This is a genomic window from Nocardioides alpinus, from assembly GCF_900112035.1.
Classification (GTDB): Bacteria; Actinomycetota; Actinomycetes; order Propionibacteriales; family Nocardioidaceae; genus Nocardioides; species Nocardioides alpinus.
Genome location: NZ_FOKC01000012.1, coordinates 102,741 through 119,395 on the forward strand (window position 1 = coordinate 102,741; position 16,655 = coordinate 119,395).

16 protein-coding genes are annotated in these 16,655 nt (G+C 71.2%); 5 read left to right on the forward strand and 11 right to left on the reverse strand.

Annotated elements, in window-relative coordinates:
* Positions 1 to 7: 7 nt before the first annotated feature.
* From BM127_RS18935 to BM127_RS18950, 4 genes are all read right to left on the reverse strand, one after another.
* On the reverse strand, positions 8 to 1,522 hold the full coding sequence (locus BM127_RS18935; RefSeq protein WP_091201175.1) for an aldehyde dehydrogenase family protein: 1,515 nt from the start codon (positions 1,520 to 1,522) through the stop codon (positions 8 to 10).
* Positions 1,519 to 3,102, reverse strand: a complete 1,584-nt coding sequence (locus BM127_RS18940; RefSeq protein WP_091201177.1) for a GMC family oxidoreductase — start codon at positions 3,100 to 3,102, stop codon at positions 1,519 to 1,521. The genes BM127_RS18935 and BM127_RS18940 overlap by 4 nt, the downstream gene beginning before the upstream one ends.
* Before the next feature lie 184 nt (positions 3,103 to 3,286).
* A complete protein-coding gene (locus BM127_RS18945) occupies positions 3,287 to 3,802 on the reverse strand; it encodes a GNAT family N-acetyltransferase (protein WP_091201179.1) in 516 nt (171 codons plus the stop codon).
* Positions 3,802 to 5,874: a DNA gyrase/topoisomerase IV subunit B gene (locus BM127_RS18950; RefSeq protein WP_231263256.1), complete on the reverse strand. Its 2,073-nt coding sequence runs from the start codon at positions 5,872 to 5,874 to the stop codon at positions 3,802 to 3,804. The genes BM127_RS18945 and BM127_RS18950 overlap by 1 nt, the downstream gene beginning before the upstream one ends.
* Before the next feature lie 261 nt (positions 5,875 to 6,135).
* Here BM127_RS18950 and BM127_RS18955 point away from each other — a divergent pair, with 261 nt between their 5' ends.
* From BM127_RS18955 to BM127_RS18965, 3 genes are all read left to right on the forward strand, one after another.
* Positions 6,136 to 6,390: a DUF7455 domain-containing protein gene (locus tag BM127_RS18955; protein WP_198554336.1), complete on the forward strand. Its 255-nt coding sequence runs from the start codon at positions 6,136 to 6,138 to the stop codon at positions 6,388 to 6,390.
* Positions 6,391 to 6,478: 88 nt separating this feature from the next.
* Positions 6,479 to 6,955, forward strand: coding sequence for a DUF456 domain-containing protein (locus BM127_RS18960; RefSeq protein WP_091201237.1), 477 nt, complete (start codon positions 6,479 to 6,481; stop codon positions 6,953 to 6,955).
* Positions 6,955 to 7,782, forward strand: a complete 828-nt coding sequence (locus tag BM127_RS18965; protein WP_091201185.1) for a DMT family transporter — start codon at positions 6,955 to 6,957, stop codon at positions 7,780 to 7,782. Before BM127_RS18960 ends, BM127_RS18965 begins: the two co-directional genes overlap by 1 nt.
* A 19-nt stretch (positions 7,783 to 7,801) precedes the next feature.
* On the opposite strand, the gene BM127_RS18970 is transcribed toward BM127_RS18965, so the two are convergent.
* On the reverse strand, positions 7,802 to 8,344 hold the full coding sequence (locus BM127_RS18970) for a hypothetical protein (RefSeq protein WP_091201187.1): 543 nt from the start codon (positions 8,342 to 8,344) through the stop codon (positions 7,802 to 7,804).
* A gap of 81 nt (positions 8,345 to 8,425) precedes the next feature.
* Between BM127_RS18970 and BM127_RS18975 the strand changes: the two genes are divergently transcribed.
* Positions 8,426 to 9,556 (forward strand): CapA family protein, encoded by a 1,131-nt coding sequence (locus BM127_RS18975; protein WP_091201189.1) that lies wholly within the window; start codon positions 8,426 to 8,428, stop codon positions 9,554 to 9,556.
* Here the strand turns inward: BM127_RS18975 and BM127_RS18980 are convergent.
* From BM127_RS18980 to BM127_RS18995, 4 genes are all read right to left on the reverse strand, one after another.
* Entirely contained in the window at positions 9,546 to 10,556 is a 1,011-nt protein-coding gene (locus tag BM127_RS18980) for a M28 family metallopeptidase (protein WP_091201191.1), read from the reverse strand. The genes BM127_RS18975 and BM127_RS18980 overlap by 11 nt on opposite strands.
* A 17-nt stretch (positions 10,557 to 10,573) precedes the next feature.
* The gene (locus BM127_RS18985; RefSeq protein ID WP_091201192.1) at positions 10,574 to 12,118 is read right to left on the reverse strand and encodes an RNA polymerase sigma factor; all 1,545 of its coding nucleotides are present in this window, start codon (positions 12,116 to 12,118) and stop codon (positions 10,574 to 10,576) included.
* Positions 12,119 to 12,224: 106 nt separating this feature from the next.
* On the reverse strand, positions 12,225 to 12,791 hold the full coding sequence (locus tag BM127_RS18990; RefSeq protein ID WP_091201194.1) for an HhH-GPD-type base excision DNA repair protein: 567 nt from the start codon (positions 12,789 to 12,791) through the stop codon (positions 12,225 to 12,227).
* Positions 12,792 to 12,829: 38 nt separating this feature from the next.
* Positions 12,830 to 13,231, reverse strand: a complete 402-nt coding sequence (locus BM127_RS18995) for a universal stress protein (RefSeq protein WP_091201195.1) — start codon at positions 13,229 to 13,231, stop codon at positions 12,830 to 12,832.
* Positions 13,232 to 13,355: 124 nt separating this feature from the next.
* On the opposite strand from BM127_RS18995, the gene BM127_RS19000 reads away from it, so the two are divergent.
* Positions 13,356 to 13,784, forward strand: coding sequence for a hypothetical protein (locus tag BM127_RS19000; RefSeq protein WP_139227804.1), 429 nt, complete (start codon positions 13,356 to 13,358; stop codon positions 13,782 to 13,784).
* Positions 13,785 to 14,069: 285 nt separating this feature from the next.
* On the opposite strand, the gene BM127_RS19005 is transcribed toward BM127_RS19000, so the two are convergent.
* Positions 14,070 to 15,533 carry a glutamate-cysteine ligase family protein gene (locus BM127_RS19005; protein ID WP_091201199.1) on the reverse strand — a complete coding sequence of 488 codons (1,464 nt, stop codon included), beginning with the start codon at positions 15,531 to 15,533 and terminating at the stop codon, positions 14,070 to 14,072.
* 65 nt (positions 15,534 to 15,598) lie between these two features.
* Positions 15,599 to 16,597: a DUF4192 domain-containing protein gene (locus BM127_RS19010; protein ID WP_091201201.1), complete on the reverse strand. Its 999-nt coding sequence runs from the start codon at positions 16,595 to 16,597 to the stop codon at positions 15,599 to 15,601.
* Positions 16,598 to 16,655: the final 58 nt, after the last annotated feature.

The window sequence follows — 16,655 nt, forward strand, 5'->3', positions numbered from 1 at the left end:
CCTCGGGCTACTTCAGCGTCTGCTTGCCGCCGTGCAGCAGCGTGATCAGCTGCGCGACCTTCCCGTCCGTCGCGGCGTCGCGGGCGAAGGACGTCAGGTTCATCACCGGCGAGAACTTCTGCCGCGTGATGGCCTTGGCGTAGGTGAACTCCCGGAGGCCGTCGGCCCCGTGGATGCGCCCGAAGCCCGACTGCCCGACCCCGCCGAACGGCAGCGACGGCACCGCGGCGAAGGCGATCACCGAGTTGACCGAGGTCATCCCCGAGCGGATCCGGTGGGCGATCGACATGCCGTTGGCCTTGGAGAACACCGCGCCCGCGAGGCCGTACTCGGTCGCGTTGGTGAGGCGTACGGCCTCGTCCATGCTCGCGACGGGGTTGATCGCCAGGGTCGGGCCGAAGGTCTCCTCGGTGATCTCCGTGGAGTCCTCCGGCACGTGGGTCAGGATCGTCGGCTGGACGAACCTCTCCCCCACTGCGTCGGATCCACCGAGCGCGACCTTGGCACCCCTGGCGATCGCGTCGTCGATGTGGCTCTTGATGACCCCGAGCTGCGACGGCATCGTGATCGGGCCGATCTTCGCGCCGGAGTCCGAGCCGGCGCGCAGGTCCTTGGCCTGGTCGAGGATCTCGGTCATGAAGGCGTCGAACACGTTCTCGTGGACGTAGACGCGCTCGGTGCCGATGCAGGTCTGTCCGGCGTTGGCCATGCCACCCCACAGCGCAGCCTCGGCGGCCTTCGCCAGGTCCGCGTCCTCGTCGACGATCAGCGAGTCCTTGCCGCCGGCCTCGATGATGACGGGGGTGAGGTTCTCGGCGCAGGCGGCCATCACGAGCTTGCCCGTACGCCCCGAGCCGGTGAAGGCGAGCTTGTCGATCCTCGCCCTGCAGAGCGCGTTGCCGGTCTCGCCGAGGCCCGGGACGACCTGGAGCACGTCGCGCCCGTGGACCACCTCGCGGAACGAGTCAGCCAGCCACTGGCCGACCCCCGGGGTGTACTCGCTGGGCTTGAAGACGACGGCGTTGCCGGCCGCCAGGGCGTAGGCGATCGAGCCCATCGGGGTGAAGACCGGGTAGTTCCACGGGCCGATGACACCGACGACTCCGAGCGGGTGGTAGGCCACCGTCGCGGCCTGGTTGGCCATCAGCAGCCCGGAGGAGACCTTGCGTGCCCCGAGCACCTTCTTGGCGTTCTTGGCCGCCCACGCGATGTGGTCGATGGCAAGGACGATCTCGAGCTGCGCGTCGCCGTGCGGCTTCCCGGTCTCGCGGTGGGAGAGGTCGGCCAGCTGGGCGATGCGCCGGGTGATGACGCTGCGCCACGTCAGGAGGTGCTCGGCCCGCTCGTCGAACGACAGGTTGCCCCACCAGTCGACCGCCCCACGGGCGCGGGCGACCGCAGCGTCGACCTCGGCCCGGGTGGTGACCGGGTGCGTGCCGACGAGGTCCCCGTTGGCCGGGTCGAGCGAGTCGAAGGTGTCGGTCGCGCCGGAGGTCGCGGTCGGCTGGAGGGTGGTGCTCATCGGGACTCCTTGATGAGGTCGGCGCACTTCTCGCCGATCATGACGGTGGGGGCGTTGGTGTTGCCGCGCGGGACCCGCGGCATGACGGAGGCGTCGGCGACCCGGAGGCCCTCGACGCCGTGCACCTTGAGCTCGGGGTCGACCACGCTGCCCTCGATCGTCCCCATCGCGCACGTCGCGACCGGGTGGTAGAGCGTCTGGCCGAGCCGGCCGATGCCCTCGATGATGTCGTCGTCGGTCGGGTCCGACGACGCCGGGATCCAGGGCTCGTCGACGTACTTCGCGATGGGCCCCTGGCGCAGGACCTCCAGCGCGGTGCGGAACCCGCCGATCATCGCCTCGAGGTCGGCGCGGTCGTCGAAGTAGCCCGGGTCGATCTCCGGGTGCCAGGTCGGGTCGGCCGAGCGCAGCCTGACGTGGCCCGAGCTCTGGACGTTGACGAGGGTCACGGCCGTCGTCAGCGCTCGGCGTACGGGCTCGTGCATGCCGTTGTCGTAGAAGCCGGTCGGGGCGACGTGGAGCTGGATGTCGGGCAGCCCGAGGTCGTCGCGAGAGGTGAAGAACGCTCCGGTCTCGGCGACGTTGGAGCTCAGCGGCCCCTTGCCGGTCGCCTTCCACTTCACGAGGTTGCCGATCCCGAGCATCTCGGCGACGTCGGTCGTGTCCTTGGTGTAGCTGAGGATGCCTGCCACGGGGTGGTCCTGCAGCTTCTGGCCCACTCCTGACGACTCGACCGTGACGTCGATGCCCATGTCGCGCAGGTGCGCGCCGGGGCCGATGCCGGAGAGCATCAACAGCTGCGGGCTGTTGATCGCACCCCCGCTCAGCACGACCTCCGCCTCTGCGCGCGCCACGTGGTGCTCGCCTCCGCGGGTGTAGGCGACCCCGACGGCGCGGTTGCCCTCGAGCACGATCCGGGTCACGAACGCCTCGGTGCGCACGGTCAGGTTCGGGCGCTGGTCGGCCGGGTGGATGTAGGCGTCGGCGACGGACCAGCGGCGTCCCTTCTTGCACGTCACCTGGTACAGGCCGATACCTTCCTGCTCGGCGCCGTTGAAGTCGTCGTTGCGCTTGAGCCCGGCCGCGACACCGGCCTCGATGAACGCCGTGCTCAGCTCGTGGTTGTAGGTGCGGTCCTCGACGTGGAGCGGGCCGTCGGTGCCGTGGAACGGGCCGGCGAGCCGGGTGTTGCCCTCCGACCTGGTGAAGTAGGGCAGCACGTCGTCGAAGCCCCACCCGGTCGCACCGTAGGCATCACGCCACTCGTCGTAGTCGCCTTGGTTGCCGCGGATGTAGATCATCGCGTTCATCGACGAGCAGCCACCGAGGGCCTTCATCCGGGGCCAGTAGGCGCGGCGCCCGCCGAGGTGCTTCTGCGGCGTCGTCTCGTAGTTCCAGTCCCACCTGGTCTTGAAGAGCATCGAGAACGCGAGCGGGATGTGGATGTTGTCGTCGTCGTCCGCCGGCCCCGCCTCGAGGAGCAGCACCCGGACGTCCGGGTCCTCGGTCAGCCGGGCGGCGACGACGCCGCCCGCACTGCCCGATCCGATGACGATGTAGTCGAAGTTCTCGTCGGGCATGGGCTCCCTATCAGCGGACTGTGACGCGGACCACAAACCTACTGGTGGGTATGAACCCGCGACAAGATCCCTCGCCGGACACCGTCGGGCCGCGGTCGCCGGTCTCAGCAGATCGTGGAGCTCGTGAGCCGGATGTCGGCTCGCGAGCTCCACGATGTTCGGAGGCCACCACTCCAGCGGCGCGTCAGAGGGGCAGGGCTCGCCCCATGATGACCTGGTCGTCGGAGAATCCCGGACCGATGACGGCCCATCCGGTCGAGCGGTAGAGACGACGGGCGGGGTCATCCGGGTCGGCCGAGGTCATCAGGACCCAGCGGGACTGCGGAAGACCGGCCGTGAGCGCAGTGATGAGCTGTCGTCCGACGCCGGCTCCGCGAGCGGCGCCGGCAGCGCCGATGCTCACCAGCTCGAAGTGACCGCCGAGCCAGTCCGAGGCGACGACCGGATGGAGCACGGTCGCAGCGCGGTCGGTCCACCACTGACCCGCCCCACCGGTGTAGCCGTAGGCGAATCCGACGAGGGTCTCACCCTCGCGTGCCAGCGCCAGACGAAAGCCGGGGCGCGCTGAGTGCCGGTCCCAGACCCCGTCCCTCCACGCTCGCACGTCCTCGAAGTCGCTGAAGATGCTGCGGTAGAGAGGCCAGATCTCGTCACTGACGGCTCCGTCCGGAGCGCCGTGAACGACCTCCACGTCGGCCATCACGCGTCGAGGGTCTCCACGTCGACCTCGTAGGCGCCCTGCACGATGAACTCCTTGCGCGGCGCGACGTCCGAACCCATCAGCAGCTCGAAGACCCGCGTGGCCTCGTCGACGTCGTCGATGGTCAGCTTGCGCAACGTGCGGTGGCGCGGGTCCATCGTGGTCTCGGCCAGCTGGTCGGCGTCCATCTCGCCGAGGCCCTTGTAGCGCTGGACCGGATCCTTCCAGCGGACGTTCTTCCTCTTGAGCTCGGCGAGGCGGCGCTGCAGTTCGTCGTCGGAGTAGGTGTAGATGTACTTGTCCATCCCCTTCTTGGGGTTGGACAGCTCGATGCGGTGCAGCGGCGGCACGGCGGAGAAGAGCCGCCCGTCGGCCACGAGCTCGGGCATGTACTTGAAGAACAGCGTCGCGAGCAGGCACCGGATGTGGGAGCCGTCGGAGTCGGCGTCGGCCATCAGGATGATCCGGCCGTAACGCGCCGCCTCGAGGTCGAACGTACGCCCCGAGCCGGCGCCGACGACCTGGATGATCGAGGCGCACTCGGTGTTCTTGAGCATGTCGCCGACCGACGCCTTCTGGACGTTGAGGATCTTGCCGCGGATCGGCAGCAGCGCCTGGAACTCGCTGCTGCGGGCCGCCTTGGCGGTGCCCATCGCGGAGTCGCCCTCGACGATGAAGAGCTCGGTGCGCTCGGTGTCGCTGCTGCGGCAGTCGAAGAGCTTGGCCGGCAGCGCCGAGGACTCGAGGGCGTTCTTGCGGCGCTGGTTCTCCTTGTGCTGGCGGGCGGCGAGGCGGGTCTTGGACGCTCCGGCGACCTTCTCCATGACGAGCTTGGCCTGGGCCTTCTCGACCCGCTTGGTCGAGGTGAGGAACGCCTTGAGCTCGCCGGCCACCACCTTGCGTACGACACCGCGCGCGGCCGGGGTGCCGAGGATCTCCTTGGTCTGGCCCTCGAACTGCGGCTCCGCGAGCCGGACGGTGACGACGGCGGTCAGGCCCTCCATCACGTCGTCCTTGATGACGTCGGTGTCGGCGGCCTTGAGCACCTTGGCGTTGCGCATCGCGTCGTTGAAGGTCTTGGTCAGCGCGCTCTCGAAGCCGCTGACGTGGGTGCCGCCCTTGGGCGTGGCGATCACGTTGACGAAGGACCGCAGCTCCGTGTCGTAGGCGGTGTCCCAGCGCACCGCGACGTCGACGGTCAGCTCGCGCTCGACCTCCTGCGGGGTCATGTGGCCCTGGTCGTCGAGCAGCGGCACGGTCTCGGTGAAGGTGTCCATTCCCTGCAGGCGCAGGATGTCGGTGACCGGCTCGCCGTGGGAGAGGTACTCCACGAACTCCGCGATGCCGCCGTCGTGGCGGAACTTCTCCTCGACCATCTCCGAGGTGCGCTGGTCGCGGATGACGAGCTCGAGCCCCGGCACGATGTACGACGTCTGGCGGGCGCGACCGAGCAGGCCCTCCATCTCGAAGCGGGCGTCCTTGGTGAACACCTGCGTGTCCGGCCAGAAGCGGATCCGGGTGCCGGTCCTGCCCTTGGCGACACGCTTCCCCTTGCGGGTCAGCCCCGACGTCGGCGTGAACGGAGCGTCCGGACCGTCGCCGTCGAAGACGCCGGGTGTCCCGCGCTTGAACGACAGGCCCTGCTGGCTCGGCGAGCGGTCGACGTCGATGTCCATCCGCGACGAGAGCGCGTTGACCACCGACAGGCCGACACCGTGCAGTCCACCGGTCGCGACGTAGGAGCCGCCGCCGAACTTGCCACCGGCGTGCAGCTTGGTGGCCACGACCTCGACGCCCGACAGACCGGTCTTGGGCTCCTTGTCGGTCGGGATGCCTCGCCCGTCGTCGTACACCTCGACGGAGCCGTCCTCGTGCAGCGTGACCTCGACGCGATGGGCCACGCCGGCCAGCGCCTCGTCCACGCCGTTGTCGATGATCTCCCAGAGGCAGTGCATCAGCCCGCGGGTGTCGGTCGAGCCGATGTACATGCCGGGGCGCTTGCGCACGGCGTCGAGGCCTTCGAGGACCAGGAGGTGCGCTGCGTTGTAGGTGTTGTCTGCCGGTGCTGCCACGAGAGCCAAACCTACCCGCGACACGCCGTACGACGGCGCAGGCACGCCTGCCGTGTGGACCGGTCGGACGGGTCTAGCGTGATCACATTCGCATCACGCAATCCGCGAAGCGGGGACGCAACGAACACATCACGCGTCCCATGGGTTGGGAGTAACGCAGTTCCGCGAAACATTTCAGTGATTGACTGGACCCCAGGTCCACACCGAGCGGCACCGGCGGGAATCTTTGCCCCACTGGCTACGTTGGGGACAGAACACCGAATGAACAGAAATGAGGCTGACGTGACCACTGCCACCGCACCCACCCAGGCCGTACTCACGGCCATGGACCGCTGCGACCGCTGCGGCGCACAGGCCTACCTCCGTGTGGAGCTCCAGACGGGTGGCGAGCTGCTCTTCTGCGCCCACCACGCTCGTGAGCACGGCGACAAGCTGCGCGAGGTCGCCGCTGCCGTCCACGACGAGACCCACAAGCTGGAGACGCCGGGCGCCCCGGCTGCCGACAGCGAGGCCTGAGCACCACCCACCCACTTCCAGTGCGGCCCCGGACGACGTGTCCGGGGCCGTGCTGCGTCTCGGAACCGTCCTCTGGGAGGCTGACCGCGTGAGCGCCCTCGAGTTCGTCGTCGCCGTCGTGATCGCCGTCGGCATCGCGGGGATCATCGTCCCCGTCCTGCCCGGCACCATCCTCGTCCTCGGGGCCATCCTCGTGTGGGCCCTGGAGATCGGCACCTCGACCGCGTGGCTGGTCTTCGCCCTGGGTGCGACGCTTCTGGTCGCCGGATCGGTCGTGAAGTACCTCGTCCCCGGCCGCCGGCTCAAGGCCTCCGGCGTCCCCAACCGCACCCTGCTCCTCGGAGCCCTCCTGGCGTTCGTCGGGTTCTTCGTCGTCCCGGTCATCGGGATGTTCATCGGCTTCGTCCTGGGCGTCTATGTCGCCGAGCGTGCGCGGGTCGGTGGCGCCGAGGCCTGGCCGTCCACCGTCCACGCGCTGAAGGCCGTCGGCGTCTCGATCCTCATCGAGCTCGTCGCCGCCTTCCTCGCGGCCGCGACCTGGGCCGTCGGCGTGGCGATCACCTGATGGCGGTCCTGCTCTCCCTGGTGGCCGCCCTCGCATACGGCCTCTCGGACTTCATCGGCGGCCTCGCGTCGCGGCGTACGTCGGCCTGGCCGGTCGCGTTCGTCGGCACGCTCGCGGCGTTCGCGGGGGCCGTGGTCCTCGCGCTGGTGACCGACGGGTCGCCGACCCGAGGCGACCTCGCCTGGGGCGCACTCGCAGGGATCGGCAGCGGTGCCGGCGGCGCCTTCCTCTACCGCGGACTGGCGGCGGGTCGGATGGGTGTCGTCGCACCGATCTCGGCCGTCGGTGCCGCTCTGCTCCCGGTGGTCGTGGGGGTGGCGACGGGCGAGCGCCCGGCACTGCTGGTGTGGCTCGGGATCGCCGCGGCGGTGCCCGGCATCTGGCTGGTCAGCAGGGAGCCCGGCGGGTCCGGCGACCTGGCCGCCGGGATCCTCGACGGTGTGCTCGCCGGCCTCGGGTTCGGCCTGCTCTTCGCTGCCATGGGACAGGTGCCGGAGGAGGCCGGGTTCGCGCCCCTGGCCATCGCGCAGGGTGTGGCCGTGGTCGCGGTGGCCCTCACTGCGGCGGCGCTGGGCGGGCGGTGGATCCCCCATGACCGGTCCCAGGCCTGGGGTGCTGCCGCGGGGATCCTGGCGACGGTGGCCGCGGTGGCGTTCCTGCTGGCGACGCAGACCGGGCTGCTGACCGTCGCGTCGGTCGTGACGTCGCTCTACCCGGCGATCACGATCGGGCTCGCGGCGTTCGTGCTGCGTGAGCGCATCCACGGGTCCCAGGGCCTGGGACTGCTGCTGTGCGGCGTCGCCGTCGGGCTCGTCGCGTCGGCCTGACCACGCGAGGGAGGTTGCCTCAGGCGCCCAGTCCGGAGGCGATCGGCAGGCTCCAGCGGTGGCGCTTCGGCACCCAGTCGACCACCGGTTGCGAGCCGTCGGCCTGGTCCACCATCTTGACCGAGACCCGCACCGTCGTGGCGCCGTCGAAGCAGTCCCGGCTCAGCACGGCGCGGAACACGTCGTTGCCCCACTTGGGCCGCGCCGCGTAGTCGCACGAGATCCGGTCCTCGCTCCCCCGCCACGCGTCTGCCGCCATCAGGACGTAGTCGGTGCCGTCCCCGAGACCGCTGCTGAGGACGTACTCCGGCCCCTTCGCCTCCCGGTCGGTGTCGAAGAAGACCGACACCCCGGCCGCGCTGGAGCGCACCAGCTCGTTGAACCGCACCTTGACCAGGACGTTCTCCGCGCCGTGGTTGGCCTGGAGCCCGAAGATGTCGGTCAGCGAGCCAGTGGCGTCAGCGGGGTCGTCGATGCTGTAGAACTCCGCGTGCGCGGGGGACGCGGCGAGTCCGGCGAGCGCAACTGCGACGCCGGCGGTCAGGGCGATCCGGGTTCTCATGCCTCGAGTGTCGCAGCACCCACCCCCCGCGCGTCCACCCACTTCGGGGGGTCTGCCCCGCGCGGGTGGCACGATGACCGCATGTCGGGGTCGCGGTCGCAGCACGTACGCCGTGCGCGTGCGGCGGCGGCCGTCCTCGCGCTGCTGGCTGCGGGGTGCAGCACCGGCGAGGACCTGCCCGCGTCCCCCGTGACCTCGTCCACGAGGCCTCCCGACACTGCGACCCCCACGTCGGCCCCGCCCGCTCCTCGGCCCTCATCGGTCACGATCGCGCTGGCCGGGGACATCCACTTCGAGGGCGCGCTCGCCGACCGGCTGCGCGACCCGGCCACGGCCCTGGCTCCCGCTGCCGTCGCCCTCGAGGCCGCGGACGTCGCGATCGTCAACCTCGAGACCTCCGTGGGGTCCGGAGGCAGGCCCGAGCCCGGCAAGCGCTTCACCTTCTCCGCCGGGCCCGCCGCGTTCGCCGCCCTGGCGGCGGCCGGGATCGACGTCGCGAGCATGGCCAACAACCACGCGCTCGACCACGGGCGCGCCCGTCTGCCCAGCACGCTGCGGGCTGCGCGGTCGGCTGCCGAGGCGGACCCGCCGCTCGCGGTCATCGGCCTCGGCCGGGACCTCGACGAGGCCTTCCGCCCTGCCGTCACCGATGTCGACGGCACCCTGGTCGCGACCGTGGCGGCCACCGTCGCCGACCGGGACCCGACGGCCGACCGCACCGGCCAGTGGGCGGCCACCGCGGACCTCGGCGGCACCGCGGACGCGCTCGACCCCGCCCACCTGCTGGCGGCGGTGCAGGACGCGGACCGAGCCGCCGACGTGGTCGTCGCCTACCTCCACTGGGGAGTACAGGGCGAACGCTGTCCGAGCACCGACCAACGCTCCCTCGCCGGCCGGCTGGTCGCCGCCGGCGCGGACGTCGTGGTCGGCACCCACGCCCACGAGCTCCAGGGGGACGGGCGGCTGGGACGCGGCTACGTGGCGTACGGCCTCGGCAACTTCGCCTGGTACTCCCCGGGCCCCACCGGCGTCCTGACCCTCACCGTCGAGCCGCCGCGCGTGCCGACCGGTCGGGCGCGCGTGGTGCGCTCCGCCTGGTGGCCGGCGGCGATCGGAGCCGACGGGCTGGCCACGCGGGTCCGCGGCGAGGCGGCCGCGCGCTTCGCCGCCGACCGCGAGGCGCTCCGCGCCTGCGCGGGTCTCACCCGCTGACGGCTCCGCGCGGCGCCAGCCACGTCAGGACGATCCGCCCGACGCGCTCGAGCTGGGCCGGCGACACGACCGACACCACGTCGCCGGCGGAGTGGTAGCCGACGTACGACGTCGAGCCCAGCCGCGCCGCGGGCAACCCGTCACGGACGAACGACCAGTGGTCGCTGCTGCGCTGCTCGGGATCGGCGACGGTCGGGATCCCGGCGCGGCCGGCGGCGGCCAGCAGTGCCCGTTGCACGGGGTCCGTCGTGCCCGCGGAGCCGACCGGCACCGTCGTGCCCACCCCGACGCGATCGAGCGAGACCATCGCGCGGAGCGCGTCACGCTCCCGCGGCGCCATCAGGGCGACGTACTCCCGGGAGCCGTAGTGGTGGCGGTCGTCGCCCGCGCCCCGCGGTTCCTCGGCGCCGAAGGCGACGAACACGACCGGCAGCCGGGTGGTGCCTGCCGCGGCGGCCTCGGCGACCGCGAGCATCACCCCGACCCCGGAGGCGTTGTCCTCCGCGCCGGGCGCCTGCGGCACCGTGTCGAGGTGGGCGCCGACCACGAGGTGTGGCTCACCCTGGTCGAACCCGGCCGGTGTGGCCACGACGTTGACCGACTGCCCGGCCGGGACCGCCACGGTCCACGACTCCCCCGCAGGTACGTCGAAGCGCTGCCGCGCGATGTCGTAGCCCATGCCTTCGAGCCGGCCGGCTACCCAGTCCGCTGCGCGGGCGTACGCCGCTCCGGTGGCTTCGCGCGGACCGATCTCGCCGGCGAGGTGGCGCACCGCCCGCAGGGCGGTCGCCCGCCTGAGGTCGTCGGCCTCGACCGGCCCGGGAGCGGTGTCGGGCTCGACCGGTGCGGGTGGCTCGGTCGTGGTCTCCTCGGCGGAGGAGGACGGACTGCTGGACGGGGCCGGCCCAGGATCGGGTCGCGGCCCGCCCTCGGAGCTCGAGCACCCCCCAACGGCGAACAGCGCCGCCGTGAGGGCGACGCTGCTCGCAAGACGGTGCATGTCCGTCGAGGTCCGGATCAGTCCAGGTAGTCGCGCAGGACCTGCGAGCGACTCGGGTGGCGCAGCTTGGACATCGTCTTCGACTCGATCTGACGGATCCGCTCGCGGGTCACGCCGTAGACCTTGCCGATCTCGTCCAGCGTCTTGGGCTGGCCGTCGGTCAGGCCGAACCGCATGGAGACCACGCCCGCCTCGCGCTCGGAGAGCGTGTCGAGCACCGCGTGCAGCTGCTCCTGGAGCAGCGTGAACGAGACCGCGTCGGCCGGGACGATCGCCTCGGAGTCCTCGATCAGGTCACCGAACTCGGAGTCGCCGTCCTCGCCGAGCGGCGTGTGCAGCGAGATGGGCTCGCGGCCGTACTTCTGGACCTCGATGACCTTCTCCGGGGTCATGTCGAGCTCCTTGGCCAGCTCCTCCGGGGTGGGCTCGCGGCCCAGGTCCTGGAGCATCTGGCGCTGGACGCGCGCGAGCTTGTTGATGACCTCGACCATGTGGACCGGGATGCGGATGGTGCGCGCCTGGTCGGCCATGGCTCGGGTGATCGCCTGCCGGATCCACCACGTGGCGTACGTCGAGAACTTGTAGCCCTTGGTGTAGTCGAACTTCTCGACCGCGCGGATCAGACCGAGGTTGCCCTCCTGGATCAGGTCCAGGAAGAGCATGCCGCGGCCGGTGTACCGCTTGGCGAGCGACACGACGAGTCGCAGGTTGGCCTCGAGGAGGTGGTTCTTGGCGCGACGACCGTCCTCCGAGATCCACTCGTACTCCTCGAGCATCTTGGGGCTGATCCGCCCGCCCTTGGCGAGCTTCTCCTCGGAGAAGAGACCGGCCTCGATGCGCTTGGCCAGCTCGACCTCCATCTCGGCGTTGAGGAGCGGGACCTTGCCGATCTGCTTGAGGTAGTCCTTGACCGGGTCGGCGGTGGCACCGGCCACCATGACCTGCTGCTCGGGCTCGTCGGTCTCGTCGGCCGCGGAGACGGTGAAGGCCTGCTTCTCGTCCTCCTTGATTGTCGGGTCCTTGGCCACGTCCTTCTCGAAGACCTCGTCCGGGATGTCCGGGAGCAGCTTCTTGCCGTCCGGACCGACCGCCGCAGTGGCGACGGCACCGAGGTCGACGACCGCGTCGGCGGAGCCGGCAGCGGCCTTCTTGGCCGGAGCCTTCTTCGCGGCCGCCTTCCTGGCGGGCGCGGCGGCCGTGGCGTCCGGGCTCGCCGTCGCCTTCTTCGCGGCGACCTTCTTGGCCGGAGCCTCGGAGGTCGCGGCGGTGGCCTTCTTCGCCGGCGCCTTCTTGGCAGCCGAGGACGTCGCGGCGCGCTTGCTGGTGGCGGCGACCGCCCGCAGGCTGCTGGCGTCGATCTGGACAGAGATGCCGAGGCCGCTGAGGTGCACCAGGAGTGCCTTCAGGTGCTTGGGCTCGACCCCGGCCTCATCACTGGCGCGTCGCACGTCCACTGGGGACACGGTGCCGGTGGGGGTGCCACTGGCGACCAAGGCGGTGATGGAGGGGTGCGTGAGCACCTCTGCAGGGAGCAACTTGCGTGCGTGTGAGGACACGAACACCTCTCGTCGAACGACTTCGGGGCGCGGCGAGGCCCGGTGACGTCAAGAGCCGCACTGGTCATTCTGCCACGACCCTCCCCATGTGCCGACACCGGCAGGGCTGAGGTCAGTCGGACGACTTCGCGGCGGCCTTCTTGGCCTTCTTGAAGTCGCGCACCTTCTGCAGCGAGTCGGCGTCGACGACGTCGGCGACCGAGCGGTGGCCGTCGAGGGCGTAGTCACCGACCACGGACTCCCATCCCGCAGGGCGTACGCCGAGCTGCTTGGCGAGCAGCGCCACGAAGATCTGGGCCTTCTGCTTGCCGAAGCCGGGCAGCGACATGACGCGCTTGAGCAGGTCCTTGCCGTCGGACGCCTCGGTCCAGAGGCGCGACGCGTCCCCGCCGTAGGTCTCCTCGACGATGCGGGCCAGCTCCTGGAGCCTGGCCGCCATCGATCCCGGGAAACGGTGGATGGCCGGTGTCGTCGAGGCCATCGCCGCGAACTCCTCGGGGTCGGCTGCCGCGATGGCGTCCGGGGCGAACGTGCCGAAGCGGTCCAGCACCTTGGCCGGGCCGCGGAAGGCGTGCTCCATGGGGTACTGCTGATCGAGCATCATCCCCGCCAGCAGGGCGAAGGAGGAGTCGTCGAGGACCTTGTCGGCGGCCGCGTCGCCGGTGATCTGGAAACCCATGGGCCCATCATCGCCCACGACCCGGCACCGGCCGAGCCCTACTGCGCCTTGACCGCCAGGACGGGGCACGGGGCGTCGAGCAGCACGCGCTGGGCGTTGCTGCCGAGGATGAGCTTGCCGACGGGCGAGCGACGGCGCAGGCCGATGACCAGCAGCTCGGCGTTGTTGGCCTCGGCGATGCTGATCAGGTCCTCGGCCGGCTCGAAGCCGCGCACCAGCTGGCGGATGTCGTGCTCGACACCGGCCTCGTCGAGGGTCGCCTTGATGCCCGCCAGGTCGCCCTCCGCGGCGCGTGCCGCCGGGCCGTCGAACTCATGGCCCCCGCGGTGGGAGTTCACCACGACCAGCTTGCTGCCTCGCAGCTTCGCCTCGTTGATGCCAGCGGCGAGGGCGGCTTCGCCCTCCGGCTTGGGGACGTACCCGACGACAACGGTGCCCATGGTGTCTCCTCTCGGGGCCCCGGCGACACGCCGCAGGCCTGTTGGCACCGTAACGGAAACGTGCGGTCTTGGGCAGCCTGTGGAGAGGCGCGTCGGACCCCTTCGGGTGGGGCAGGGTGGGTCGGTGGCACTTCATCCGGGGCTGCAGGCACCCATCGACCGGCACACGCACCGCGTGCTGCGCGCCGCGACACTGCAGCTGGTCGAGGGCGAGACCCGGCGCCGCTTCCCCACCGCCCTGCATGCCGGCGAGCCGGGAAGGAGCGTCACCCACGTCGAGGACCCGCCTCTGTTGGACGCCGGCCTGCGCGCCGACGTCGCCCTGGCCCTCCTGCGCCACGCGGCGGCCCTGACGCCACGCCCCTACCTGTGGCTCACGCGTGCGGGTGAGCCGACCCCGCACGACGACGACCTGCGGTGGCTCGGCCCGACCGCGTGGGCGGGCGCGAGCCTCGGCTCGCCCGCCCGGCTGGTCGTGGTGACGCGTCGCGGTTGGTTCGACCCGGTGAGCGACGTACGCCGTGAGTGGCGGCGGCTGCGGCGGCGGAGCTGAGCCGCGACCTTGGCGACACCGCGCGTGGAGGTGGCGGCACATCGCACTCCGGACAGCCCATCAGCCGCAACCTGCCGCCACCATGGCGGCGTACGACAACCCCGCCACCGAACCAGGTGTCGCGCGCCGCCACCCTCACGCAGCGGCTTGGCGAGGTGGCGGCACATCGCACTCCGCGCAGCCGAACAACCGCAACCTGCCGCCACCCTGGCGGCGTACGACAACCCCGCCACCGAACCAGATGTCGCGCGCCGCCACCCTCAGAAGAGGCGCCGCAGCCGGAGCTCAGTCCCAGAGGTGGACGGGCTCGTTGCTGTGCATCCGGTCGCGGTAGTCGAGCAGGGTGGCCCGCAACGCGTCGAAGCGGTCCTCTCCCCCGCGCTCGCGGACCCGCTCGACGAACCACGCGGCACCGCTCGTCTCCTGCAGGCAGCGCTGCTCGATGATGCCGAGGTAGCGGTCGCTCTCCTCGGACGGCACGCCCCACGAGTCGAGACCCGCCTTGGCCATCGGCAGCAGGCGTCGCAGCACCAGCTCCGTGGCGCGGACCTGCCCGACGCCGGGCCAGTAGACCTGTGCCTCGACGCCCATCTGGGCAGCGACGTGGAAGTTCTCCTCGGCGGCCGAGAAGGACATCTGCGACCACAGCGGTCGCTCGCTCTCGGCGAGGTAGCGCACGAGGCCGAACCAGAGTGCCGCGTTGGCGATCGTGTCGGCCACCGTGGGCCCGGCAGCGAGCAGCCGGTTCTCGACGCGGAGGTGGGGTACGCCGTCCGCGACGTCGTAGACGGGTCGGTTCCAGCGGTAGATCGTGCCGTTGTGGAGCCGGAGCTCGTGCAGCAGCGGGGTGCCACCGGACTCCAGCACCTCGAGCGGGTCCTCCTCGTCGGTGACCGGCAGGAGGGCCGGGAAGTAGCGGACGTTCTCCTCGAAGAGGTCGAAGACGGACGTGATCCAGCGCTCGCCGAACCACACCCGGGGCCGGACGCCCTGCGCCTTCAGCTCCTCGCTGCGGGTGTCGGTCGCCTGCTCGAAGAGCGGGATGCGGGTCTCGCGCCAGAGCTCCTTGCCCAGCAGGAACGGCGAGTTCGCCGACACCGCGACCTGGATGCCGGCGATCGCCTGGGCGGCGTTCCAGTAGGCGCCGAACTGGTCCGGCGAGGTCTGCACGTGGAACTGGGTGCTGGTGCACGCCGCCTCGGGGACGATGGAGTCCGCGGTCGTGGTCAGCCGCTCGCGACCCGAGATGCTGATCGTGATGTCCTCGCCGCGGGCGGCGAGGATCTGCTCGGACAGCAGCTTGTAGCGCGGGTTGGAGCTCAGGGAGTCGAGGGTCATGTGGCCCTCGGCGAGCGTCGGCAGGATGCCGATCATCACCTGGTGGGCCCCGACCTTGGCGGCCTTCTCCTCGGCGTCGTTGAGCGAGCGCCGCAGGCTGTTCTCGAAGGTCGACAGGCCGCCCTCGCGCAGCTTCGCGGGCGCGAGGTTGATCTCGATGTTGAACTGCCCGAGCTCGGTCTGGAAGTCAGGGTCGGCGATGGCCTCGAGGACCTCGGCGTTCTTGAGGGCCGGGTCGCCCGCGTCGTCGATGAGGTTGAGCTCCATCTCGAGCCCGGTCATGGGGTCGTCGGTGTCGAAGCGCGCCTCGCGGAGCATCCGGGCGAACACGTCGAGGTTGCGGCGCACCTTCTCGCGGTGCCGCGTCCGGTCGGCCCGGCTGAACTCCTGCTGGTCGACCTCTTCACCCATGACGGCACCCTAGCCACGCGGCGACACCGCGGGAACCATCCCGAAGGGCTGGTCAGTCCGTGGACTCATGCGGCGGGGTCGGCGGTCCCTCCCAGCGCGGGCCGCAGCGACTCCCACGAGTCGGGCGAGGTCGCCGACTCGAGCAGCTGCACGACGAGCGTGGCCAGCGTATGGGCGCGGTCGACCTCGTGGCACCGGTCGACGGCGCACCACGCGAGAGCACCGTCGCCCACCAGCCAGGCGGCGAAGGCCAGCACCGCAGCGGGGGCGGCGACGTGCGGGACCGGGAGGCGGCGTACGGCGTCGGACCAGAGGTCGACGGCCCTGCGCGCGTCGGGGCGGGTGAGCCACACCCACGCCTCGTCGCGCCGGTCTCCTGCGACGACGGAGACCGCCACCGACGCGAGCTCTGCATCCGAGAACGTGGTCCCGTGCTCGACGTGCCGCCGGACGAGCGCCACGACGGCGCCGGCGGGGAGGAAGGCCGCGGAGTCCAGCTCGGCACTGACTCGACCCACAGACGCCGCGTCGGGCGCGATGGTGGCGCGCAACGCCTCCCGGCTGGCGTGGGTCACCCGGCCGTCGAAGACACCCTGGGCGGTGAAGCGGTGCTCGTCGAGGGCGAACCGGATGCCCCGGTAGGCAGCGAGCGGGGCGCCGGGCAGGACAGCGAACCAGTGGTGGTCGTGGACGCGGATCACCTCGCGCACCGTGATGCCGGCTGCGGTGAACTCCTCGTGGAGCGACCAGGCAGCCTCGTCCGCCACGGTCGTGTCGTCGTCGTAGACGACCACGATCACCTCCTCGACGCCGTTGCGGCGGGCCGGCCGGAGCAGGGCCTCGACCACGTCGTCGACGTCGTCGACGTCGTGGGGCAGGTCGACGCGGGCGTGCATGCCACCACCCGCCCCGATGCTCACCATGACCACCGACCTCTCCGGGACGAACCCGAGGGCGAGCGGGACGAACGCAGCGATGTCATCGGGCGTGCGCGCCCGCATCCGGGTGGTTGGGAGGTCGGTCGGGGGCCGGCCGGGGGCTGGGGTGCGGTCTGTGGGGTCCATGAGGGGACGGTTCCCGCGGGCACCGACGCTCCACGCCCCGCCGGCTCACCCCCTGTGG

Excerpts from the sequence above, each read along its gene's own strand:
- BM127_RS18970 (WP_091201187.1), bottom strand. The coding sequence starts at position 8,344 with ATGAGAACCCGGATCGCCCTGACCGCCGGCGTCGCAGTTGCGCTCGCC.
- BM127_RS18975 (WP_091201189.1), top strand. The coding sequence starts at position 8,426 with ATGTCGGGGTCGCGGTCGCAGCACGTACGCCGTGCGCGTGCGGCGGCG.
- BM127_RS18955 (WP_198554336.1), top strand. The coding sequence starts at position 6,136 with ATGAACAGAAATGAGGCTGACGTGACCACTGCCACCGCACCCACCCAG.
- BM127_RS18940 (WP_091201177.1), bottom strand. The coding sequence starts at position 3,102 with ATGCCCGACGAGAACTTCGACTACATCGTCATCGGATCGGGCAGTGCG.
- BM127_RS19010 (WP_091201201.1), bottom strand. The coding sequence starts at position 16,597 with ATGGACCCCACAGACCGCACCCCAGCCCCCGGCCGGCCCCCGACCGAC.
- BM127_RS18935 (WP_091201175.1), bottom strand. The coding sequence starts at position 1,522 with ATGAGCACCACCCTCCAGCCGACCGCGACCTCCGGCGCGACCGACACC.
- BM127_RS18965 (WP_091201185.1), top strand. The coding sequence starts at position 6,955 with ATGGCGGTCCTGCTCTCCCTGGTGGCCGCCCTCGCATACGGCCTCTCG.
- BM127_RS18990 (WP_091201194.1), bottom strand. The coding sequence starts at position 12,791 with ATGGGTTTCCAGATCACCGGCGACGCGGCCGCCGACAAGGTCCTCGAC.
- BM127_RS18995 (WP_091201195.1), bottom strand. The coding sequence starts at position 13,231 with ATGGGCACCGTTGTCGTCGGGTACGTCCCCAAGCCGGAGGGCGAAGCC.
- BM127_RS19005 (WP_091201199.1), bottom strand. The coding sequence starts at position 15,533 with ATGGGTGAAGAGGTCGACCAGCAGGAGTTCAGCCGGGCCGACCGGACG.
- BM127_RS18980 (WP_091201191.1), bottom strand. The coding sequence starts at position 10,556 with ATGCACCGTCTTGCGAGCAGCGTCGCCCTCACGGCGGCGCTGTTCGCC.
- BM127_RS18945 (WP_091201179.1), bottom strand. The coding sequence starts at position 3,802 with ATGGCCGACGTGGAGGTCGTTCACGGCGCTCCGGACGGAGCCGTCAGT.